The 22232-nt window shown below is 30.9% G+C and carries 21 protein-coding genes and 1 tRNA gene; 13 read left to right on the top strand and 9 right to left on the bottom strand.

Annotated features, from left to right (window positions below; all coding sequences use genetic code 11):
• Positions 1-90 precede the first annotated feature (90 nt).
• Positions 91-894, top strand: coding sequence for a hypothetical protein (locus AABI72_RS02160; protein WP_338363951.1), 804 nt, complete (start codon positions 91-93; stop codon positions 892-894).
• 226 nt (positions 895-1120) lie between these two features.
• Here the strand turns inward: AABI72_RS02160 and AABI72_RS02155 are convergent, their stop codons facing one another.
• Positions 1121-3277, bottom strand: coding sequence for an ATP-dependent helicase (locus AABI72_RS02155; RefSeq protein WP_338363949.1), 2157 nt, complete (start codon positions 3275-3277; stop codon positions 1121-1123).
• Between the two features lie 135 nt (positions 3278-3412).
• Here AABI72_RS02155 and htpG point away from each other — a divergent pair, with 135 nt between their 5' ends.
• The 6 genes from htpG to AABI72_RS02125 all read left to right on the top strand — a co-directional run bounded on the left by htpG (position 3413) and on the right by AABI72_RS02125 (position 10896).
• Entirely contained in the window at positions 3413-5308 is a 1896-nt protein-coding gene (gene htpG, locus AABI72_RS02150; protein ID WP_338363947.1) for a molecular chaperone HtpG, read from the top strand.
• 149 nt (positions 5309-5457) lie between these two features.
• Complete coding sequence (locus tag AABI72_RS02145) at positions 5458-7338, top strand: hypothetical protein (protein ID WP_338363945.1); 1881 nt, start codon at positions 5458-5460, stop codon at positions 7336-7338.
• A gap of 230 nt (positions 7339-7568) precedes the next feature.
• Positions 7569-8339, top strand: coding sequence for a hydroxyacylglutathione hydrolase (gene gloB, locus AABI72_RS02140; protein ID WP_338363943.1), 771 nt, complete (start codon positions 7569-7571; stop codon positions 8337-8339).
• Positions 8340-8400: 61 nt separating this feature from the next.
• The gene (locus AABI72_RS02135) at positions 8401-8916 is read left to right on the top strand and encodes an invasion associated locus B family protein (protein ID WP_338363941.1); all 516 of its coding nucleotides are present in this window, start codon (positions 8401-8403) and stop codon (positions 8914-8916) included.
• Between the two features lies 1 nt (position 8917).
• Positions 8918-10369: an Asp-tRNA(Asn)/Glu-tRNA(Gln) amidotransferase subunit GatB gene (gatB, locus tag AABI72_RS02130; RefSeq protein ID WP_338363998.1), complete on the top strand. Its 1452-nt coding sequence runs from the start codon at positions 8918-8920 to the stop codon at positions 10367-10369.
• A complete protein-coding gene (locus AABI72_RS02125) occupies positions 10366-10896 on the top strand; it encodes a CinA family protein (RefSeq protein WP_338363939.1) in 531 nt (176 codons plus the stop codon). The genes gatB and AABI72_RS02125 overlap by 4 nt, the downstream gene beginning before the upstream one ends.
• On the opposite strand, the gene rsmA is transcribed toward AABI72_RS02125, so the two are convergent.
• From rsmA to lnt, 3 genes are all read right to left on the bottom strand, one after another.
• Entirely contained in the window at positions 10879-11682 is an 804-nt protein-coding gene (gene rsmA, locus AABI72_RS02120; protein ID WP_338363937.1) for a 16S rRNA (adenine(1518)-N(6)/adenine(1519)-N(6))-dimethyltransferase RsmA, read from the bottom strand. The two genes, AABI72_RS02125 and rsmA, sit on opposite strands and share 18 nt — an antisense overlap.
• Positions 11683-11738: 56 nt before the next feature.
• Positions 11739-12197, bottom strand: coding sequence for a helix-turn-helix transcriptional regulator (locus AABI72_RS02115; RefSeq protein WP_338363934.1), 459 nt, complete (start codon positions 12195-12197; stop codon positions 11739-11741).
• A gap of 144 nt (positions 12198-12341) precedes the next feature.
• Entirely contained in the window at positions 12342-13976 is a 1635-nt protein-coding gene (gene lnt, locus AABI72_RS02110) for an apolipoprotein N-acyltransferase (RefSeq protein ID WP_338363932.1), read from the bottom strand.
• Between the two features lie 194 nt (positions 13977-14170).
• On the opposite strand from lnt, the gene AABI72_RS02105 reads away from it, so the two are divergent.
• Positions 14171-15475, top strand: coding sequence for a folylpolyglutamate synthase/dihydrofolate synthase family protein (locus tag AABI72_RS02105; RefSeq protein ID WP_338363930.1), 1305 nt, complete (start codon positions 14171-14173; stop codon positions 15473-15475).
• 62 nt (positions 15476-15537) lie between these two features.
• On the opposite strand, the gene AABI72_RS02100 is transcribed toward AABI72_RS02105, so the two are convergent.
• On the bottom strand, positions 15538-16464 hold the full coding sequence (locus AABI72_RS02100) for a type II secretion system protein (protein ID WP_338363928.1): 927 nt from the start codon (positions 16462-16464) through the stop codon (positions 15538-15540).
• Between the two features lie 159 nt (positions 16465-16623).
• Positions 16624-16938, bottom strand: a complete 315-nt coding sequence (locus AABI72_RS02095) for a DnaJ domain-containing protein (RefSeq protein ID WP_338363926.1) — start codon at positions 16936-16938, stop codon at positions 16624-16626.
• A 132-nt stretch (positions 16939-17070) separates the two neighbouring features.
• Here AABI72_RS02095 and AABI72_RS02090 point away from each other — a divergent pair, with 132 nt between their 5' ends.
• Positions 17071-17643, top strand: coding sequence for a NifU family protein (locus AABI72_RS02090; RefSeq protein ID WP_338363924.1), 573 nt, complete (start codon positions 17071-17073; stop codon positions 17641-17643).
• Positions 17644-17648: 5 nt separating this feature from the next.
• Here AABI72_RS02090 and rpsU read toward each other — a convergent pair whose 3' ends face one another.
• The gene (rpsU, locus tag AABI72_RS02085; protein ID WP_338363921.1) at positions 17649-17852 is read right to left on the bottom strand and encodes a 30S ribosomal protein S21; all 204 of its coding nucleotides are present in this window, start codon (positions 17850-17852) and stop codon (positions 17649-17651) included.
• 102 nt (positions 17853-17954) lie between these two features.
• Between rpsU and holA the strand changes: the two genes are divergently transcribed.
• Positions 17955-19001 (top strand): DNA polymerase III subunit delta, encoded by a 1047-nt coding sequence (holA, locus tag AABI72_RS02080; protein WP_338363919.1) that lies wholly within the window; start codon positions 17955-17957, stop codon positions 18999-19001.
• Positions 19002-19107: 106 nt separating this feature from the next.
• Here the strand turns inward: holA and AABI72_RS02075 are convergent, their stop codons facing one another.
• Entirely contained in the window at positions 19108-19635 is a 528-nt protein-coding gene (locus AABI72_RS02075) for a Smr/MutS family protein (RefSeq protein ID WP_338363917.1), read from the bottom strand.
• On the bottom strand, positions 19632-20357 hold the full coding sequence (gene pgeF / locus AABI72_RS02070; protein ID WP_338363916.1) for a peptidoglycan editing factor PgeF: 726 nt from the start codon (positions 20355-20357) through the stop codon (positions 19632-19634). Before pgeF ends, AABI72_RS02075 begins: the two co-directional genes overlap by 4 nt.
• 319 nt (positions 20358-20676) lie before the next feature.
• Between pgeF and AABI72_RS02065 the strand changes: the two genes are divergently transcribed.
• The 3 genes from AABI72_RS02065 to AABI72_RS02055 all read left to right on the top strand — a co-directional run bounded on the left by AABI72_RS02065 (position 20677) and on the right by AABI72_RS02055 (position 22225).
• Positions 20677-21399, top strand: coding sequence for a hypothetical protein (locus AABI72_RS02065; RefSeq protein ID WP_338363915.1), 723 nt, complete (start codon positions 20677-20679; stop codon positions 21397-21399).
• Positions 21400-21456: 57 nt separating this feature from the next.
• Positions 21457-21530, top strand: a tRNA-Val gene (locus tag AABI72_RS02060).
• 17 nt (positions 21531-21547) lie between these two features.
• The gene (locus AABI72_RS02055) at positions 21548-22225 is read left to right on the top strand and encodes a hypothetical protein (protein WP_338363913.1); all 678 of its coding nucleotides are present in this window, start codon (positions 21548-21550) and stop codon (positions 22223-22225) included.
• Positions 22226-22232: the final 7 nt, after the last annotated feature.

The following is a 22232-nucleotide window of genomic DNA, read 5'->3' as shown; positions in this document are numbered from 1 at the left end:
CATCTAGTTTGTTTAAAAAATATATAATTTATTGATATTTTGCAGTAGTTATAGATAATAATTGTTTGCTAATTATAAAAGATATTTATCATGCTGTCAGATAAAATACATACCATATATTTTACTGATGTAAAATCTTATCCTGTGAGAGATACAAAAACATTAGACTATAAACCAATACCAGAAACTAGAAGTATTTCTTTTGTTAAAGATTGTTATACTAAGCTTGAGGGATATTCTAGATCTCAAGATCATAACAGTTGTCCACTTTTTAAAAAAGATAATGCTGGTAACTATCCACTTCTGAAGTTCAAAGATTCCAGTATGCAAAAGAGCTGGCATGTTGCTCATTTTATTACTCCACATGCAGGATCTTATGCATCATATGATCCATTGTTTATGACTAGATTTTCATTTAATAAATATGAGAAATCAGATGGCAAAATTGTTTATAGAAGTAGCATGAAATTAGATTTTGGTTCTGCTGAGCTTTTGCAAGATAAACAATATGGTATTTTTGTTTCAGCATCTAAGGTTTCTGAGAAGAAAGTATTGAATATGCATAAATCATGTAGATGTGGCTTTAGTGCTAAGCTATCTTATTGTTCTGCATATAATGATAAAACTCCTAAATACATGTTACACACCCCATCAAGTGCATTGCACACTGTTAATTCAGTTAACTATAATCATCCTCCACAATTGACGAGAAGCAAGTATAGAAAACAAGACAGAGGTGCAGTTGGTAGTTGTTGTAACATAGATTATGTTAACCCTAATGACATAGGATCTACTTATGCAAGTCAAAGTGATAAAACTCCTAGATACATGTTACACACCTCATCAAGTAGATTGCACACTGTTAATTCAGTTAACTATAATCATCCTCTATAACTGATGAAAAACAAGTATAAAAAATAAGATAAAGGTGCAGTTGTGATTTTAATGGGCAATGCTGTGGTGTTAATAATTTTCATTCTAGTGATATAGACTCATACAGTAGTTTTTTGTATGAATAATGATTGCATAGTACTGTATGGCTCAAAAATTATAGCATCTACAGATACTAAGCTTACAGATTTTTAACTGAATAATTTTCTGGAAATGCTGTTGTTATTGATTAAATATTTTTAAATATTTTTAGCTGTGCAAGTGGAATTTTTGTTATGCTGCAACTTTTAAGTGACAATACTTCTGCCATATCACTACTAGCAGATAATACAATTATCCTACCAAGTTCTGGATGATCTATTTTTTTACCAATAATAGATAGTAATGATTTTTGTTTGTTCTCAGGTTGTCTGTTTATATTATTAAATTTATTTTGCTTTTTGTTTGGCCGATGCATTAGATTTCCTGTGCTTAGATCAACAAAGTTAACATCTTCTTGATCTATTTCATTTATAAAGCGCGATTTCTCAAACTCTGAGTAAGTTCCATTGTTTATACCAGATGCTGAGTATGATATGCATAATTGTTCTCTGGCTCTAGTGATTGCCACATATGCAAGCCTTCTCTCCTCTTCTATGCCAATAGCAGAATCTTCTATTGCTAGCCTATTAGGAAAAACACCATCATTCCAGTTAGGTAGGAATACACTATGAAATTCTAATCCTTTTGCAGCATGAATAGTCATTATTTTTATTTTAACTACTTCTTCCGTGCTATTATCAGCAGAATTGTTTAATGCAATTTGTTCAAGGAATGTGCCAAGATCATTGAAGCTGTAAAGAAAGTTAATAAGCTCATTTATATTGTTTAATGAATCCAATGATTCATTGTCTTTATTGTTATTTAGCATTTCCTTGTATCCAGAATCATTTAATATGATTTTTAGTAATTCTGCTGGCTTTTCTGTTTTAGATAGCTCATGCCATGTTTTTATTTTTGACACTACAGGTATTATTTTAGTTTTAATTTTTTGATTTAGAGTTTGATCATTTATACTTTGCACAATGGTTGATCCATTTTGCATAGCATAGCTTAGTGCTTTTTCAAATGTTACTTCCCCAATGCTACGTTTTGGTTTATTGATAATGCGTTGTAGTGCCATATCATTATCAGGATTTAGTGTAACTTTTAGATAAGCTATCATGTCTTTTATTACTGCGCGATCATAGAAGCGCATGCCACCAATTATTTGGTATGGGATATTTTTTTTTACACACATATCCTCAAATATTCTACTTTGTGAGTTAGAGCGGATTAGTATTATGCAATCTCTTTCTGGGTTTTGAGATTTAGTGTTTACTATTTGGTTAATAATATGATTAGCTTCTATTATTTGATTGGGAAATTTGATTATTTTTGCCTTTTCTACATGCTGCATGTCTGAATATAGTCTTTTGTCGATTCTATTTTTATTGTAACTAATAATAGAAGATGCAATGTTTAGTATATTTGTGGTTGAACGGTAGTTTTTTTCTAATTTAACTAGTGTGAAATTTGGAAAGTCTTTCATGAAATTCATTATGTTTTCTATTTTGGCACCACGCCAACTGTATATTGACTGATCACCATCGCCAACACAGCAAATATTGTTGTGTTGTTTTGCTAGAAGTTTTGCCCATTGGTATTGAATTGTATTTGTATCTTGATATTCATCTATTGTAATGTATTTGAATTTGTTTTGGTATTTTTGCAAAATATCTTGATTTGTAAATAGCTCTATATTTTTTATTAAAAGATCACCAAAATCCATGGAATTATTTTTTTGCAATCTTTCTTGATATGTGCCATAAATTTTTGCTATTTGTTGAAGTTGTTGGTTTTTTCTAAAGGCAGCAATTTGTGCTGCTTGTTCTGGTGTTTTGGCATTGTCTTTCCAGTTTTGTATAACTCCAAGGATGTAGCGTGAGGTAAATTTTTTATGTGTTGTTCTATCTATGAAACCAGGTGCAATTTCATTTGCAATGCTTTTAATCAGCTTTTGCTGTTCATCTGCATCAGATATAGTAAAATCTCTAGAGAAATTTTTAATATTTTCAACATTTTGACGTAAAATCAAGAGAGCAGCAGCATGGAAAGTTTGAACCCATGGTCTCACTGGATAGCCAACCATATTATCTATCCTGTCCCGCATTTCTTTTGCAGCTTTGTTGGTAAAGGTGACAGCAAGTATTTGTGGTGCTTCTGCTATGCCATCTTTTATTATCTGTGCTATGCGTGTTGTTATTGTTTTTGTTTTACCAGTTCCTGCACCTGCAAGAATTATTACAGGTCCTTCTGTTTTAGAGACAGCTTCCCATTGTTTCTCATTAAGATCAGTATCACTCATTAATGTATTTTGCTAATAAAATATTTTTATTTTGACATAAATATAGACATTCTGTAAACATTTTTTGATTAGCACTTGAAAATTAGAGTTTTAAAAATTATCTATATAGTATAGTTAAATTCATTAAGGTTTTTTATGGTGGAAGCAAAGCACAAAGAAAAACATGTTTTTGATGCTGAGATTGGCAGGGTTTTGGATTTAGTTATTCACTCACTTTATACTAATGAAGACATTTTTTTAAGAGAGTTAATTTCCAATGCATCTGATGCTTGTGATAAACTTCGTTATATGGCTATTTCTAATTCTAATGTCTTTGGTGATGATGCAAAGCTAAAAATTTGTATTAAAGCCAACAAAGATGAGGGTAGTTTATTGGTGCATGACAATGGCATTGGCATGAATCATGATGATTTAGTAAATAATCTGGGCACAATTGCACAGTCTGGCACGCAAAGATTTATAGAAGCCATGAAGCAAGATAAAGGCAAAGCAAATGATTTAATTGGTCAATTTGGCGTTGGTTTTTACTCTGTCTTTATGATTTCTGATGAAGTAATTGTTAAGTCAAGAAAATTTGATGATAATGGTAAAGGATGGGTTTGGAGTTCAGATGGTAAGGATGGTTTTACAATTACTGAGTCTGATACAGAACTTCCTAGAGGTACTCAGATTTTAATAAAATTAAAAGAAAATAAGAAAGAATATTTAGATCGTTTTCGTATAGAGCATATTGTAACAACTTATTCTGATCATGTTGGTTTTGATATTGAATGGATTGATGATGAGAAAGGTAGTGATAAGTTGAATGGTGGTGCTGCATTATGGCGTAAAAATAAGAAGGATATAAGCTCTACGCAGTATAATGAATTTTTTCGCAGTGTAGCACATGTTGGTGGTGAGCCTTGGATGATATTACACAATAAAAGTGAAGGTGTGGTTCAATATACCAATCTTTTATTTATTCCCAAAATAAAACCATTTGACCTTTTTCATCCAGACAGACGTACAAACGTTAAGCTATATGTAAATAAAGTTTTTATTACTGAAGATAATGTAAATTTAATACCTAGTTATATGAGGTTTTTGCGTGGAGTAGTTGACTCTGATGACTTGCCTCTTAATATTAGTCGAGAAACATTACAGAATAATAGTACAGTTAATAAAATTAGATCTTTAATAGTTAAAAAGGTTTTGAGTGAATTAGATAAATCAGCTAAGTCAGATTCTAAAGCTTATGTTGAGTTTTGGGATAATTTTGGCTCTGTTCTTAAAGAAGGTTTATGTGAGGCAATGGATACTGAGTCTAGAGAGCGTATTTTATCAGTATCACGATTTTACAGTTCTATTGGAGATGAGCTAATAAGCTTAGATGATTATTTATCTAGAATGAAAGAGCAACAAAAAAATATTTTTTTTATTAATGCAGATAGCATAGAGAATGCCAGAAGAAGTCCACAAATAGAAGGGTTTGTTTCTAGAGGTATTGAGGTTTTAATTTTGCGTGATCCAGTGGATGATTTTTGGACTAGTGTAGTTCAGGATTATAAGGGTACTGGATTTAAATCTGTAGCAATTTCTGATATTGATCTTGATGAGATAGCAAAATCTGTTGAACAAGATGATTCCTCAGCAGAAACAGAAGAAGATCAAGAGGCAGTTAAGTTGTTTTTAGAAAAAGCAAAAGAGATACTTGGTGATGCAGTAAGTGAAGTTGGTATTTCCAAAAAATTACATGATAGTCCAGTGTGCTTAGCAATCAAAGAAGGGGCAATGAACTCTAGGATGGAGCGTATGCTTATTGATCAGAAACAGCTTTCAGGTTCACAAAAGTCAGCAAAAATATTAGAGATCAATACAAAACATCCTATCATAAAAAATGCTATTGCTTTAAACAAAGATAGCGATACTGAGAAAGTAGCTAGAGTTGTGCATATACTATTTGCAGAGGCTTGTGTAATGGAAAATGAAGAGATAGTTAATAAGATTGATTTTTTAAGTAAATTAAATGATTTACTTTGTGATTCTTTGTAATTTATATGTTATAATTTAGCATTTTAGATTAATTTTTTAGGAATTTAGTGAATAAGAAAGGTTTTTTTAATTCATTAAATAATATGATAGGTACAATAATACATTTTTATGTATTTTTGTGTCTGGTTTTTTTGAGCACATATGATGTAATGAGAGATCTTGTCAAAGCTATGCTTGGCGATATTATGTTGTTTTTTGCGCCATATGTGACTTCAGTCTTAAGGTTTGTATACAACATAGAGCACTCCTTTCATGCTAAAAGTTTTAAGTATAGTGATGAAGTTTTGCTGCTTGTAACAGATGGCAAACCTCATAGTAGTTCTAATATACACACTCCATTAAAATTAAAAGCTACAGCTGATAGTTCATTGTTGTTGTCTAAGTTAGTAACTCGTGCTGGTTTTTATCCTTACAATATTTGCCAGCGAAAACCTGGGGAAGATTTATCAAGTTATAAGAAACGTGTATGTCATTATAGGTTAGGAAAACTTGCAGAAAAGATTATTGAAAATAAAGATCTACTTGAGAGATTTTGTGCTATTAGGCCAGTTTTTAGAGAAAGAGCTTTATTTTTAGCAGACTCATTGTCTGGCAATCGCATGATTAGAATGGCAGGTAGCATTTTACTTAATCAAAAGAGTTTTGATAAATTAACAGCTATTTTGTGTGACAAGGATGTAATTAATACACTAGCAGATGCTATTGTAGAACTTGATGAAGCATGCAAAGAGTGTCATAGATTAAAAAAAAGCAGCACTAATAGAATGAAAGATGCAGTAATAAATTTTCTTGTTTTAGGTTCATATAGAGTGGAAAGTTTACTGCCAATTGCTATTGAATGTATTGAGAATATTAATGAATTGGTTCTTGATTGTATTCACTACAGAAATTATAGTGGCAATATTGCTCCTATAAGAAAAGATCAATGGTATAATTTGTTGCATATCGTTAAAGATATGTGCACAGAGTTAGTTGGAACTATACAATCTTTTCGTGATAATTTTGATGATGGTAGAATTTATGGTGATTGGCTTATTAAGATGACCAGTGTTGTAAATAATATAACTTCACTCTTAGAAAATTTTTCTCAATATTTGCCAGCTAGTAGCTTTATATCTATAGATGGATCAACTAAGTCAATTTTATTGAATTTTACAAATATTACTTCAGTGGATGCATTGTTTAATGAGATAGATAATATTTTACCTAAAGTTAACAATGAACAAGGCATCTCACTGCATCGTGAAGGTGGTATTATGCGAATGGTTCAAATGGCTTTTAGTTTAATTATTAGAGAGCTGCCATTTATAGCTGATTATCTTGCTCAGTCATTGCATGAGAGTCACGAGAAATACGTTGCTGTTCATGGTGAGCAGCAAGAAGAGTGTATTTCTAAATTGGATGATAGTGTAAAAATTACCAGATTTTTTAGTAATATTGGGCAGATGAAAAATGATATATATAATTCAATTAATAACATAATTTATTGGATTGGATGTTATAATGCTTTGTCTGAGCAGAGCTATGAAGCACTGCAGAATAGTATAAGTGGTTATCTGCTTTCTTGCAACAATGCACCTATTATTAAGGGTATTACATCTTATTTTGCATCAGATACATCAATGATGATGCAGTTATTAAAAAATTCTATTGTTTCAACTGATATTACAACTAAAGAACTGTACACTTTGATGGGTAGATTGCAAAATATTTTTCATGATATAGAATCATGTGATGATAGTGATGCAGTAAGCGCCTCTATAATGTGTACAGCTCAAGGTGTTTTTTGTGATATTATGGACAGTATATCTGAGCATGTTAGAAATAGATTTTTATCTGATTGTAATGATTTTTTGAATAAAGCTTCCAATTGTTATGATTTGACAGGAAAATTACGTGGAATATATAAAGAAATTGTAGCTGAATTAGACTTATTAGAGAGATATTCTAAGTTAAGTATGTCCAATACTGTTGTAGTGGAGAAATCTTTTAGTAAGCAAAATTGTTCAAATATAGAAGCTGGTGCTTAGCTTAATATTTAAGTAGTTTTTTTTCAGGTTTTTTATTTTGCTTCTATGCTTTAGTGCATTTCTAGTTTAAGATTTCATTTAGATTTTTTATTTATTTTTGTGTTGTATTAATATGTAATGTGTGTATTTTGTGTTCTAGTCTTAAGCTTATTTAATAGATGATTTGTTACAAATTTTTTAGTTTTATGATTATCTAAAATATTTTTTAAAGCTAGGCCATTGCTCACTTTTTGCCAATAGTTGTATGGAGGTTTGCATTGTTAGAGGTTGAGATTGTTAGAGTATTATTGGATAATTATAATTATATAATTTATTCTTTAGAAAATGGTAATGCTCTTATCATAGACACTACCACAGATACACAACCATTAATTAATAGAATTGATAAACTTAATATAAAACCATTATATATATTAAACACACACCATCATTATGACCATACTGGTGGTAATGATAAAATTAAAAAAAAATATGGTTGTCAAATTGTAAACAATATTGCAAATCAGAAATATATAGCTGGAATTGATATTATTGCTGAAGATTTATTTGTGTTTGAGGGTTTTAATATTAAATTTATTAATACCCCGGGACATGCTTTTGGTCATATAATGTTTTATATATCAGATTTTAAGTGGCTTTTTTCTGGTGATATTTTGTTTTCTGCTGGTTGTGGCAGAGTATTTGAGGGCAGTGTGTCTGAGCTATTTTGTAGCATGCAGAATATAAAATCTTTACCAGAAGATACCAAGGTGTTTTTTGGCCATGAGTATACTATTAAGAATGTGGATTTTGCATTGCAATATGATTCAGGCAATCGAGATCTTTTAGATTATAAAAATTTACTAATGCCTAATCTAATTACAGCACCATCTACCTTGAGATTGGAAAAGAAAATTAATCCTTTTTTTAGATGTGATAAAATTTTCATAAGAAACTCATTGGGTGTAAATGATGAATTTAAGGCCTTTAAAAAGTTGCGAGCATTGCGTAATGTTTTTTGAGCTATTGACTTGATTTGTTTTATTAGTACTATATGCATTATTAATGCCTGTTGGATTGTTTATGCTTAATATTTTGCACTGTTTAGCTATAATGCTTACGTTATTTAGTTCTTTTGCAAGTTTTTCCAGTGATGATGTTAAAGAAATTGATCATGAGAAAAGATGGAGTCTTTATAGGGCAAAGCAAGGTGATAGTTCCGTATGTTATATAGGCTCTTTTCCAATAAAGCAGGAGGGAACTTATAAAAAAAGAGATGATCCATATATTATAGTTATTAATAATGATGAAGGAGATGATGAGCTTAGCATTTCTGCAGGTTATCCATATCTTGAGAAAAGTAATGTTATGCTCTCTGTGGATGGTAAGAATAATTATACTTTATTTACCAGAGGTGAGTTTGCTTGGGCTAATGACCAAGAGACTGATAATATTATAATTGATAAAATGAAAAAGGGCTTAACAATGAGAGTGAGTGCAATATCTCATAAAAACACTAAGTCTTATGATACTTATTCTTTGCTTGGCTTTACAAAAATGTATAATAGGATGAAAAAGTTATGCGTACGTGGTGGATAGGATGGTTATAAATGGCAGCAAAGGTGATTGGAAGGTTGATGTTGGATTAGAGATACATGCTCAGGTAATATCTGAATCTAAGTTATTTTCTGGTGCAAGTACAGATTTTGGTGGTGCACCAAATTCACATGCTTCAATTATTGATGCTGCACTTCCTGGTGTTCTTCCATCATTGAATCAATTTGTAATAAAACAAGCTGTTAAAACTGGCTTAGCTTTAGGTGGCAATATTAATAAGGATTCATTTTTTGATCGTAAGCATTATTTCTATCCTGATTTGCCCCAAGGTTATCAGATTACACAATTCTATAATCCAATTGTTACTGGTGGTGCTATTGAGATTGAAAATAAGAAGAAAATTGTTTTGCGCAGTATTCATCTTGAGCAAGATGCAGGAAAAAGTATACATGATCAGTCGCCTATACACACTTACATTGATCTCAATAGAGCTGGTATTGCATTAATGGAGATAATTACTGAACCAGATATTTCCTCACCATCTGAGGCTACTAGTTTTCTTAAAGAATTACGCTTAATACTTCGTTATATAAATGCCTGTGATGGTGATATGGAAAATGGTTCATTGCGTTGTGATGCTAATGTTTCAGTGAGGCCATTAGGTTCTGATAAACTTGGAGAGAGGTGTGAAATTAAGAATCTAAACTCTATTAGAAATATTTCTATTGCTATAGAAAGTGAAGCAAAGCGTCAGATTGCATTACTTGAGTCAGGTGGCACTATTACACAAGAAACCAGACTATTTAATCCTAATTTATCTACTACAGAATTTATGCGTAAAAAGGAAAATGCTTATGAGTATCATTATTTTCCTGATCCAGATTTACCAGTAGTTTCACTTGAGCAATCTTTTGTAGATAGTGTTGCCGCCTCTTTACCTGAACTACCAAAATCTAAAATTGCTAGATATGTTAATAGTTTGAATTTAAATGAATATGATGCAAAAGTTATTGCTTCTAATAAGGATTGTGCTAGTTTTTTTGAAAAGGCTGTTGAGCATGGTATTTCCTTAGAGAATGCAAAAATGATAGGTAACTGGGTTTCTGTTGAATTATTTGGATATTTAAATAAACACTCAATATCTATATTGCAATCACCTGTTAAACCTAGTGACTTGGCTGACTTAGTGATTCTTATAAAGCAAGGTATTATATCTGGAACTATAGCTAAGCAAGTATTTGCAGAAATGTGTGAAACTAGTGGTAAGCCAATGTCTATAATCAAATCTAGGGGGCTAGAGCAACTTAGTGATGAAGTTACTATAGAGAAGTTAGTTGATAATATTTTAGCAATTAATCAAGATAGTGTTTTAGCATATAAAAATGGCAAAGAAAAGATCTTAGGTTTTTTTGTTGGACAGGTAATGAAAAAGACTTCTGGTAAGGCCAATCCATCATTGGTGAATGAAATACTGAGAAAAAAACTTTCCAAATGATTTGCCATCCATCTAGTGTTAATTCAATTGATTCTAAAATTATTAAAATAAAAGATTTAGCTAATGAGAAAAATATAAAAATTATTAGCATAGAATCATGTACTGGTGGTTTGCTTGCAGCAAGTCTCACTTCCATTGCAGGTTCATCTGGATTTTTTGAGGGTGCAATAGTTGCTTATGCTACAGATTTAAAAATTAATTTACTAGACATTGATAAAGATTTGATAGCAAATCATGGCGTTGTTAGTGAGCATGTTGCATTAGCAATGTCATTGAATGCTATTAATAAGTTTGGTAAACTGAAAAATAGCATAGCAATAGCTACCACTGGCATTACAGGTCCTGATAAGGTTGAGGGAAAAGATATTGGATTAGCATACATAGCATGCACATGCAAAATTAATAATGAATTTCAAAATAATATTGTCAGTAATATTTTTTTAGGCAATGATAGGGCTACTATAAGAATGCATATTGTGCTATGTGCATTAGATATGTTGATTGCATCATTATCTTCTGAGAATTAAATTTTTGATTGTTGGTATTTTTGCCATATTGTAAAAATCTTCTATCTGTAAATTTTCTGGCCTATTTTTTGGGTTTATTTTTATATTTTCTAAGTGTTGTATAATGTTTGGTATAAAATTTAAACTTTTTCTAAGCTGCTTTCTTTTTTGATTGAAGACTATTTTTGCTATTTTATTTATTGTTGATATCTCAGATTGTGTATATGTAATATTCTTTGGAGTAAGTGTTACTATTGCTGAGTTAACTTTTGGCTGTGGGTAAAAGCTTTGTGGTGATACTGTAGTAATATATTTTACATCACAAAGCATACCAACCAATACCGATAGTCTGCTATAGTCTTTGCTACCAGGAGATGCTGTTATACGTTTAGCAACTTCTTGTTGAAACATTAGGGTAAGTTTTTTAAAAATACTAATATTTTTTAGAAAATGATTAATAATTGCAGTTGAGATATTGTATGGCAAGTTGGCAATTACTGTAAGTGGTTGTTTTTCTGCAAAATTTTTAGAAAAATCATAATTTGTGGCATCAGCATTTATTATAGTTATATTTTTGTGTAGTATTTTAATTTTATTAAGCAACTGTATACATCTACTATCCTTTTCTATCATGATAAGTTCTTTTGGCTTGTTTACTAGTATTGCATTGGAAAGTGCACCAGTGCCTGAGCCTATTTCTAGTATATATTCATTCTTAATATTTCCAGCAGCTTCAATCATGGATGCTAGAACTATTTGATTGATGCAAAAGTGTTGACCAAGAGCTTTTTTTGCTAGAATTTTCATATAACATAGATAAAAATAAGTATTGTACAGTTGATTTGTCTATACAATCAATTGCATTATGAATTAGTTTCTTTTGCTAGTGCTTTGACTAGTTGTAATATTTTTTCTTTAATGTGGTGTTCTTTTATAGAGAAAAATGAATGCAGTAGCCTGCCAGCAACTTTGTTTTCTATTGGGTTGACATTTAAAGCGTTAATGAATGACTCACTATTTTCACTGAACATTGCCATTGATGGTGATTTTAAATCATCATTTTGTATTGCATGTGTTAATATATCATCTTTTAGTTGTGGTTCATCTGTTATATTTTTAAAAAAATAATCAATTGAGACATTAAGCACAACTGAAAATTCATAAAGTCTACTTGCACTAATGCGATTTTGTCCTTTTTCATACTTTTGTATTTGTTGAGTTGTTATATTTACCTTTTTGCCTAAATCTTCTTGTGTTAAGTTGCGGACTAAGCGTATGGTACGCAATTGTTTGCCAGCGTGTAAATCAATTGGATGGGGCATATGAATTATATGTCACTAATACAATACTTTAGTATATAGGGGGTAAAAGTATAATTCAATAATAATATAATAGTTATTGTAAAGACAATTTTTTGTATATATAAATTATATATTTTTAACTTTTAGTTGTAAAATATTACTATATTAACCATAATAAAAGTTATGTTTGGAATATATTTTAAAACAGTATCTTAAGAATACTAATAGAGTTGTTACAAGCATAAGTTTGTGCATATGACCATTGTCAATGAAATGGCTAAAAATAGTTGGTTTTATGGGATTTGGCAATGCTGAAACTATATGGTTTTTGTCATCTTTGCTTATTATTCTACCATACGGGTCAATAACAGCTGATTTGCCTTGATTGGCAACTCTTATAAGTGGTACTCCACGTTCTATGGCACGTATACGTGTCATAGAAAAATGTGTATATGGTGCTATTGTTTTATTGAACCATGCATCATTTGTAATGTTAATTAACCACTGGATTGGTTTGTTTGTATTAGTTAGTTGATATGGCATCAATGCTTCATAACATATCATAGTGCCAAAATTAGGTATTGTAGTGGATGGGGTTATAACATTATCTATGTTGCCAGCATTTAGATTAATATGACCAGGGGTAATCTTTTTCATTGGTATTATTGCTGGTATATATTCTCCAAATGGAACTAGTAATCTTTTATCATAGAATTTAACTATATCATTTGTTTTATCTATTGCTAAAAGACTGTTCCACATTCTATTTTTTGAGATTCTTATGGCACCAGTAATTAAAAATTGTATATTGTCCGGTAATATTTTAGTAAGGGTTTTTATGCTTTCACCATTGTCATCAAGTTTTATAGCATATGGTACTGCTGTTTCTGGCCATACAACAATATTTGTATCAGTTGTTTTTGAATGTAAATTTTTTAATATATTTTGTGTATTGCTTATTTGAGTAAAAAGATTTGATTTTGATTCCATTGGATCCCATTTGTATTTCTGCTCTATGTTAGAGCCAACTATAATCATATTAATATTTTTATTATAAGTAATTTGAGAATTGTTTAGTCTGATATATCCATATATATACATCAATAACATTATCATCATAGGAACTGCAATTATTTTTGGATTCTTTGGTGCAATAGCAATACTGCTGGAGATAATAACAGTTAAAAAACTTAGACCATATATTCCTATAATAGAAGTGATTTGTGCCATTGTTTCATACTGCATCCAAAAATACCCAGTTATCCCCCAAGGAAATCCTTGTACCATAAAATTTCTCCAATACTCCATTACAACCCAAGTAGTAGAGAAGATTACAGGGTTTGTATGAATTTCTCGTCTTTGATTGTGCGCCAATAGAATGGCCATAGCAGTAAAAAAGCCAGAGAAGATAGCAATAGCAATAATTGCAAATGGAGTTAGCATTCTAAAATTTGCACCAGCAATGCTCAATGGTTTGTATATCCAATACATATTGGTTATTTGATGGCATGCACCAAAAATCCATGCAAGAATGAAAGCATTGCGTTTATCAACTTTAGCTGTGATTAAGCATAGAATAGGTATAGTAACAAATACTGGAATTAGTGGAAGTATTGGAATTGAAAGTGTGCTTAACAACCCACAAAGAGCCATAAGTATAATATGAAACATAGATGGCATTTTTCTATCTAGAGAGAATTTCTTTTTTATGGTGAGCACAGGCATTGCAATCATACATGTTAGGCTCAGGCGTAAAGTATTAATAGTATCTGCTAATTGATAAGTTTTTGTTTTTGGCATGAACCATATCAACATACCAATTAATAATAATAAACAGTATTTTTTAGGGATTTGTATAGCCTTTTGATACATATGCAAGTTTAAGCATTATTACTTTATTTTTTGATTCTATTCACTTGGATTGCATGAGACAATAAAAGATTTTATTATTAGTGATTATTTAATTATAATTATATTTTTCTATATAAATTTTTATGGCATTTTTACCACATTGGCCTAAGAATTCTGCTAGATACCAGCATGAGCAAGGCTTGGAGATTGTTGCTGAAGTTTTAAATAAGCTGGGAAATCCACATTTATCAATCCCACCAGTATTGCATGTTGCAGGAACTAATGGTAAAGGATCAACCTCTGCATTATTGTTTTCAACTCTTGTAAGTGCTGGCTATAAAGTGCATTTATATACATCGCCACATATAATTCATGTTAATGAAAGAATTGTGGTTGCAAATTCTGCTATAAGCGATAGTCTGCTTTATAATTGTTTAGAAGATGTTCGAATAGCATCTAATGGCTTAAGAATGTGTTTATTTGAGGCACTAACAGTTGCAGCATTTGTGGCATTTTCACAGATTCGAGCAGATTTTTCTATATTGGAAGTTGGTATGGGTGGTAGATTGGATGCTACCAATATAGTTGATAATGTTTTAGTATCTATAATAACCAGCTTATCATTTGATCATGTTGATTTTTTGGGTACCAGTATGGACAATATTGTTTATGAGAAGTCTGGTATTATGAGAAAAGGTGTGCCATGTGTTGTTGCAAAACAGACTGCAGATATAATAAAAAAAATAGAAGATAATGCAAAGGATAAAAAAGTGGCATTATCCAGAGGTGGTGTTGAGTGGGATTACAGCATAAAAGATTCATACATGACTTTTTTTTCCAATGGTTGGGAGATGAGCTGTCTTAAGCCAGCATTAGCAGGTGATCATCAAGTATATAATGCTGCAACAGTAATTGCTGCTATTAGTATTCTCAATAAAAGGAATGATGCTGATATATATCAAGAAGATATAGAGCATGGTTTTGCTAATGTAAACTGGCCAGCTAGAATAGAATTGATTAATTATTGCTGGGAAAAGAATCGTTTGTTAAAGGGTAGTGGTTGGTCTGTATTTGTTGATGGTGCACACAATCCTGATGCTGCAAGAGTTTTATCTGCATGGATGTTGAGTGGAAAAAAAGAGCCATTTTATATTATCACTGGTTTCACACAAGGTAAGAATGGGGTTGATTTTTTTAGATGGTTAAGGCCTGCTGTAGAGTTTGCTTGCTGTGTTTGTGTAAAGTCTGAACCATCTGCATGTACAGCCAAGGAGGTTGGTATGTTTGCTGCAAGCGCAGGGGTTAAATCTTTTATAGCTGAAGATATTGAAGATGCATTTAGGTTAGTGTCAAAAAATTCCTCTAGGGTTGGAACGGTAGTAATATGCGGTTCATTATACTTAGTGAAAGATTTACATGAATGTCTTGATGGATTGATTGTATCATAATTTTGTTTAAAGAATGTTAGATACAAACACACTGTAACTACAGTGTGTTTGTTGTGATTTAGTTAAAACATTTTACTTGTATATGCCATATAGCAAGCATTTTTCCCTGTGCTTTTTGAGTTATAGTATGAGCTATCAATGCATTTTTTGCTACTACCAGTGAGACCTGTACCAACAGTTGTTTTAGGAGCTGAACCAGTAGTAGTTGTTTTTTTTACGCAGCATGATGAATTAGTTCCAATTCCATTTGTATCATTGAACATAATTATTCGACCTGTACCAGGCAGACCATCATCTATTTTTATATCTATTGCCATGAGATCTTTGCTAGTAGAAACTGTATTTTTTAGGTTTGAAGTTCTTGCTTGCTTAGTGTCAGCGGCAGTGCTGTCTGGTCCAATCATATAAAGTGCATGTTTGCCAAGCAAGTTGTCTGTGGCCGTATTAGCGCCAATAAGATATATAGAGTTTTTACCATCTGGTGACATGCCTGCTTTTCCAAGTTGTGCAGTTGTAGATGTAGGAACTCTTGTTATTACTGTGTTCCCAGTTTTCATAAATCCACCAAGTACTAAGTGGCAAAATACACCTGAGGTATCTGGACCAGCTACACTGCCAGCAGAAGCAGAATTGGCAGCAACACCAACTATAGCATCACCATTTCCATTAAATCCTTTATTGGTGCTTGTAAAATCATTAATTGCAGTGCCATTATCATATCCTGTACATTTTTCCTGAAAATCTGTGTAACTCCATAAATCTAGTGCATTTGGAAAATCTCCTGGTAAGTATTCGTGGGCAATGAGAAATTGGTATATTGCCTTTTCTGCATCTTGTAGATGTGTTATTATTGAGCGTATTTGTGCTTGTTTTATAATTTGTGTGCCAACTAAAGTTGCACTGATCAATAGTCCCATAACAGCTAAGACAATACTGAGTTCTACTAGGGTTATAGCTTTTAGTTTTTGAATAGTTTTTTTTGCATGCATGATAATTCCTGGTGCAAATTGAGCATATTTTAATTATTTTTATAAAATGTTAATTTTTTGTATACAGCATTGTATTTTTGGTATATTTCTATTCATTTTTTGGCAAATAGCATTTGTTATGAATATTTCATTAGTCTAATTTAGCTTTTCAATTAGATATTATTTTTTTATTAAAACTTTTTTTGCTAAATTTATCTGCCTTGTTAGATATGCTGACCCACCTTGATCAGGGTGTACTTTTTTGATAAGGTTGTTGTATGTAGATTTTATTTCTTGCTCTGTTGCATTTATATTAAGGCCTAAAATTTCCAGAGCTTCAGATTTTGACATAGTTACATTGTAGCTTTGTTGGTTATAGTTATTAGTAGTATTTTTGTTAATCCAATCTCGTAAGTTGATTGTGAAAAATTTTGGCTTCACAATGCCAAATGCAACTAAAATATGCCTTAGTATAAATATTAGTATTAATGGCATTATTATTGGCGTTAATAACTTACCAAGAAATAGTGTGATTACTATGAACAATATATATTGCAACATAACTTTTTGCACTAAATAATTAACTATAGTATAATTTTATATAGTATTAAATAAAATTATTATTTTATGATCTTGCAAATTGAAGAAACACCAAATCCTAATGCACTAAAATTTGTTTTTGGGAATTTAGGTTATAGTTTTGAACCAGTTTCTTTTAACCTAGATGATTCTAATATAAATTCTGCATTAGTTAGAGTATTATTTAAAATAGAAGGTATTGTTTCAGTGATGTTGACAACTAATGCTGTTGTTGTGAGGAAAAATGATGGTAAGTTGTGGGATAGTTTACGTCAAATGATTTTTGAGTCTATTGAATCTTTTTTCCAAGTAGGTTTGGCACTGTTTGATGGAAATGAAGAAATATTGCCAAGTGATAATACTGGCAATTGTGATATAGATGATAATCTAAACAGTGATATAGTTAAACAGATAAAAGCACTGCTCGATGATCGTGTTAAGCCAGCATTGGCTATGGATGGTGGCTCAGTGGTATTTAGAGGTTTTGATAATGGGATTGTTTTATTAGAGTTGAAAGGAGCATGTATTGGTTGCCCAAGTGCTAATATTACTCTAAAGCATGGGATAGAGAATTTGCTTAAATACTATATCCCAGAAGTTATTGAAGTTAAATCTGTATAGATAATTTAATAACCACTATTCATCTTTTTCTTTTCAAATTTACGTCTTCTACGGGTTGAGTCAGCAGATTTCCTAGCTTTTTTTTCTGATGGTTTTTCATATGCCCGGCGCATTTTGATTTCTCTTAGCACGCCTTCACGTTGAATTTTGCGTTGCAGCCATTTTAAAGCTTGTTCAATGTTTTTATTGTGCACAAAAACAGTTACCAAAATACACCCCCTTATAAAATATCAAGCATTATTCTGCACTAATAATAACACAATCTTCTTAAAGTGTATATAATAATTAATATTTTGTTTTAGTGCTTGGCAATGAAAATAAAAAAAACAGAAGTAAAAAATTTTTTAAATAGTTTGCAGTGCTACAAAGGTGTACTGCTCTATGGGCAAGACTTGGGTAAAGTTGAGATGTTGCTTGCAGCTATAGTAAAAAATCTTAATAATTTTGTATTGAATAATACCTGTGTAGCTAAATTAGAATATAATTCCATATTGCAAGATCCTAGTTTGTTGGAACTAGAGTTATGTAGTTTAGATTTTTTTGCATCAAATGCACTAAAAATCGTTGTAGTTTATGGTGCTGTAGACTTTGCATCAAAGCAGCTATTAAAATTGTTGGATAAGATGGAGTTTTCTAAATCATATATAATTTTTTTAGCAGGTAGTTTGAGTGCTAAGTCTACATTACGTTTTTTTTGTGAGAAGTCCGCTAAATTTGCTTCAATTCCTTGCTATACAGACTCTATAGCAGAGCTAAGAAAATTATTAGATTTCTTACTAAGAAGCTACAATTTGCAATGCAGTGAGAGTGCTAAGAAAGCTATAGTATCTGCTATTAATGGAGATAGATTACTTATGGAATCTGAGGTTAAAAAGTTATCTTTGTATGCTGATGGCAGTATAATTGAAGAAAGTGATGTAAAAAAATGTTGTATTGCTTATAGTCAAGATGGTTTAAGTGATTTGTGCATTAAGCTTGCTGATAAAGATACAAGCTTTTTTGTTTTACTAGATGGCTTTGTGTACAAAGGTGTTAAGGTGCCAACTATTATACGTTATTTACAAAATTATTTTTCACAAATGTTAAAAATACAGTGCTTTATAGAAAGAGGTGAATCTTTTGAAAATGCTATTGCTATGATGAATCCTCCTATATTTTTTCATTTAGCAAATGCCATAAAAAGACAGCTATCTTTTTGGAGTATGGATTATATTAATAAAATAATAAGAATTTTGCTTTCTATGGAGATTGATGATTGCAAGATGTTTCATAAGATTGATATTGAGATATTATCTTTCTTTGCTTATAGAGTTTTTAGCAATAATTTAGATTTAAAACCATATTCTGACATTACGTAAGTAATTTGAATCAGTAGCACTATTTGGATCTATATAACCTCATGTTTTATTTGTATAGGTTTTTTGTGATTGTTGTGCTAAATATAAAGTGTGCTGATTGATGAATTTATGTTTTTTTTCTTATTTTTATATAAAATGCACCATCCCCACCATCTTTTTTCATTGCCTGTGAATAGTAGCTTATGTAGTTTTTTAGTTCTGTTTGTAACAGCCATTTTGATAAGTTGCCTTTGATTGACTCATGTTTTTTCTTATTATGTAAATCACCTTTACCAGTTATAACAAGAAGTGATCTATTTTTTTGCTCATAGTTAGTTTTAATTGTATAAAGCAGCAGCTCAAATGCTTCTTGTAATGTGCAGCCATGCAAATCTAGTTTCTGTATACCCATATGTAAGAAATTTTTGTACTGTTTACGTGTTATTTTGGCAATACTGATCTGCTTATCTGGTATATCTCTTGTTTTTGGTGGCATGCTAAATGATTGCACAGGTTTACTTGCAAAATGTCTATCCTGCATTGCTTTTGGTGGCATTATGCTAATTTTTTTATTTTGTTTTATTGGCTTAACATTTTTTATAACCTCTAACCAAAAATTTATATCATTTTGGCTTGGTGGGATTTTTTTACTCATTTATTGATTGCTGACACAATAGTTATATTTGATCCCAATGGTTTGTTTTGCTGACTAGATTTGCGATAGCTAAAATAATTTTCATGGCTGTATGTGTTAAGCATTGTGTCATTTATGTTTACTATACCTAAATTTTTTAGCTTGTTTTTTATAAATTCAGGGAGATTGAAGAGCTGTTTAGTGTCATTTTTTATTGAGATGAAGAATTTTCTATTATTTTTGTCATCATCAAGAAATGCATGAAAAAAATCATTATCAACCTCATAACATTCTTGGCGGATACATGGGCCAATATTAATTTGTATATTTTGAATAGAAGATCCTGCAGTGGTCATAGATTTAATCATATTTTCTAGAATATTATTTTTTGCCCCTCTCCACCCTGTATGTGCAATGCCTGTAATTTTGCTTTTTTGGTCTATTGCAACAACAGGAACACAGTCTGCATGAAAAGCACATAGCACAATGTTTTTCTGTCTTGATACTAGAGCATCTGATTGTTGTATGGATATGCTGCCATTAGGCATCTGCTCTATATTTACAGTTTTACTAGAATGTGTTTGTTGCATTATACATATATGCTTTGTCATTGGCATTAATGTTTTGATTGCTTTCTCTATATTGGAGAGTTGAGTTTTTGCTATTTCTTTAAAAGAGAAGCCTAGACCCAAATCTTTACCATAAGTTTTAATGATAAATTTAATATTAGAGATTGTTTGCATTGTTTATATATTTTTTAATTTTTATTAATATTAATAACTATTTTATAGTGAAACAACATAATAGTTTTGCTTAGATGTTTTTGTTTTTAGATAAAAACTTTATGTATATGATTTTCAATTTAGTAATACTAATTGATGAGTTTGTTATTTGGCATAGTAGTTAAAATAAATTTTTTGCACTTAATACTTAATAACATTAAATCAATACACTTGTTTTTTTTGTTTTAACATTATTCATCCTGTTGTTAACTATTGGTTATTGTTAAAATTTTATACAGAATATATCATATTAGTTTGGCTGTCTGTAAGGTTTTTATAAATGCTTAGATTAGTAATATTCATTGTATCACTTGTCTGTTTTGCAAGCATATCATGTGCAGGACTTATGGGTGATATTTATGTAAGTAATGCAGCAGGAATTGGCTTAATGAAGTCTAGCTCTTTTTTAATAGCAGGCCTAGATGATAATGGGAATAGTATTATTGAAGGTGAGGCATTTGCAAATTATGACAATGAGATTGATTTTAACTTTCTTATTGGCTATAATTTATTTGATTCTGTGTCAGTAGAGGGTGCAGCAAGATTGGCACATGCTGATTTCAAAACAAATATACCAAAGGTTGATGGTTTGCCAGGTGGACTTATAGAAAGTGCCTTGCAATTATTGTCTGTATCAGCTGGTATTAATTATGAAATTACTACTAAAGGTAGTGTAGCACCATTTATTGGGATTTTTGTCACATCTAATCAAAGTAAATTTTTTGATGCATATAGTGTTACTACGGGATTTGGTGGTAAGGCTGGTGTCAATATTATATTAAAAGAATCTATACATGCTTTTACAGTTTATGAAGCAAGCTCTATAAAGAAACCATCTTTTAACAGCATTGCAGTTTCTGCTTTATCAGCAACTGATGTGGACAATAGTGATACAGATTCAGGTTCGGATTCAAGTAGTGTAACTAATGGCAATAAACAATGTTTTTTTCAGGATAATTTTGTTCGTAGTGTATTTACATTGGGATTGAAATTTATAATGTAATTAGATTATTTATTTTTGTTGACATTAGCACTACTTCATTTAATAATTAATTATATAGGGTGTTTAGCTCAGCTGGTTAGAGCGTTTGCGTGACATGCAAGAGGTCATTGGTTCGAGTCCAGTATCACCCATTTAAATACGATTTGATATGAGTAAAGCATTATTTTTAATTATACTGCTATTTGCAAATTTTTCCTATGCATATAAAGGTGATTTTAGCACATCTTTTTCTGTTGGCAGCTTTTTTTTTCCAAATACAGAAACTGGTGAATTCACTTCTGATAGTAAGTTTGTAAAAAATGGAAATTTTAATCTTGATTTTGATAATAAGTTTTTTGCCTTAGAAGGTGCTGCTAATTATGAGATAACAGATATTGTAGCTATTGCAGCTAATGGTATTTTTGTGCAAAACAAGGTAAATACTGCATTTATTCCTAAGGTATCAGATTCTAGTGGCACACCATTTGATCATTCATCGAATGTTGCCTGTGGTTTTATTAATGTAACAATGAAATTTGATAATAAATTAGATATAGCACCATTTCTTGGCATTGGTGCAGGCATGTCATCAGTGTCATTTTTTATCTATAATTCAATTAATCTTGCATACCAAGGTTTTGCAGGTATGGAGCTGCCTCTTACTAGTAATGTTTTGCTTACTTCATATATTAGATATATACAATTTAATAAAGTTAATTTTAAAGTATCAAGTGTTAGTTATATTGACAGCTTAAAAGTCAAACAAACTGAAGCAGTTGATGGCAGATTTGAATTTGATAGTATTAAAGCAGTTTTTGTTAATATGGGTATCAAATTTGTTTTTTAGTTAGGTT

Source organism: Candidatus Xenohaliotis californiensis, assembly GCF_963930935.1.
Lineage (GTDB): Bacteria > Pseudomonadota > Alphaproteobacteria > Rickettsiales > CAWVOK01 > Xenohaliotis > Xenohaliotis californiensis.
Note: the sequence above shows the minus strand (reverse complement) of the source record. Positions and strands in the feature narration are given on the sequence as shown.

Coding starts and splice junctions, on each gene's coding strand:
- AABI72_RS02160 (WP_338363951.1), top strand. CDS start 91: ATGCTGTCAGATAAAATACATACCATATATTTTACTGATGTAAAATCT.
- AABI72_RS02155 (WP_338363949.1), bottom strand. CDS start 3,277: ATGAGTGATACTGATCTTAATGAGAAACAATGGGAAGCTGTCTCTAAA.
- htpG (WP_338363947.1), top strand. CDS start 3,413: ATGGTGGAAGCAAAGCACAAAGAAAAACATGTTTTTGATGCTGAGATT.
- AABI72_RS02145 (WP_338363945.1), top strand. CDS start 5,458: ATGAGAGATCTTGTCAAAGCTATGCTTGGCGATATTATGTTGTTTTTT.
- AABI72_RS02135 (WP_338363941.1), top strand. CDS start 8,401: ATGCTTAATATTTTGCACTGTTTAGCTATAATGCTTACGTTATTTAGT.
- gatB (WP_338363998.1), top strand. CDS start 8,918: ATGGTTATAAATGGCAGCAAAGGTGATTGGAAGGTTGATGTTGGATTA.
- AABI72_RS02125 (WP_338363939.1), top strand. CDS start 10,366: ATGATTTGCCATCCATCTAGTGTTAATTCAATTGATTCTAAAATTATT.
- rsmA (WP_338363937.1), bottom strand. CDS start 11,682: ATGAAAATTCTAGCAAAAAAAGCTCTTGGTCAACACTTTTGCATCAAT.
- AABI72_RS02115 (WP_338363934.1), bottom strand. CDS start 12,197: ATGCCCCATCCAATTGATTTACACGCTGGCAAACAATTGCGTACCATA.
- lnt (WP_338363932.1), bottom strand. CDS start 13,976: ATGCCAAAAACAAAAACTTATCAATTAGCAGATACTATTAATACTTTA.
- AABI72_RS02105 (WP_338363930.1), top strand. CDS start 14,171: ATGGCATTTTTACCACATTGGCCTAAGAATTCTGCTAGATACCAGCAT.
- AABI72_RS02100 (WP_338363928.1), bottom strand. CDS start 16,464: ATGCATGCAAAAAAAACTATTCAAAAACTAAAAGCTATAACCCTAGTA.
- AABI72_RS02095 (WP_338363926.1), bottom strand. CDS start 16,938: ATGCCATTAATACTAATATTTATACTAAGGCATATTTTAGTTGCATTT.
- AABI72_RS02090 (WP_338363924.1), top strand. CDS start 17,071: ATGATCTTGCAAATTGAAGAAACACCAAATCCTAATGCACTAAAATTT.
- holA (WP_338363919.1), top strand. CDS start 17,955: ATGAAAATAAAAAAAACAGAAGTAAAAAATTTTTTAAATAGTTTGCAG.
- AABI72_RS02075 (WP_338363917.1), bottom strand. CDS start 19,635: ATGAGTAAAAAAATCCCACCAAGCCAAAATGATATAAATTTTTGGTTA.
- pgeF (WP_338363916.1), bottom strand. CDS start 20,357: ATGCAAACAATCTCTAATATTAAATTTATCATTAAAACTTATGGTAAA.
- AABI72_RS02065 (WP_338363915.1), top strand. CDS start 20,677: ATGCTTAGATTAGTAATATTCATTGTATCACTTGTCTGTTTTGCAAGC.
- AABI72_RS02055 (WP_338363913.1), top strand. CDS start 21,548: ATGAGTAAAGCATTATTTTTAATTATACTGCTATTTGCAAATTTTTCC.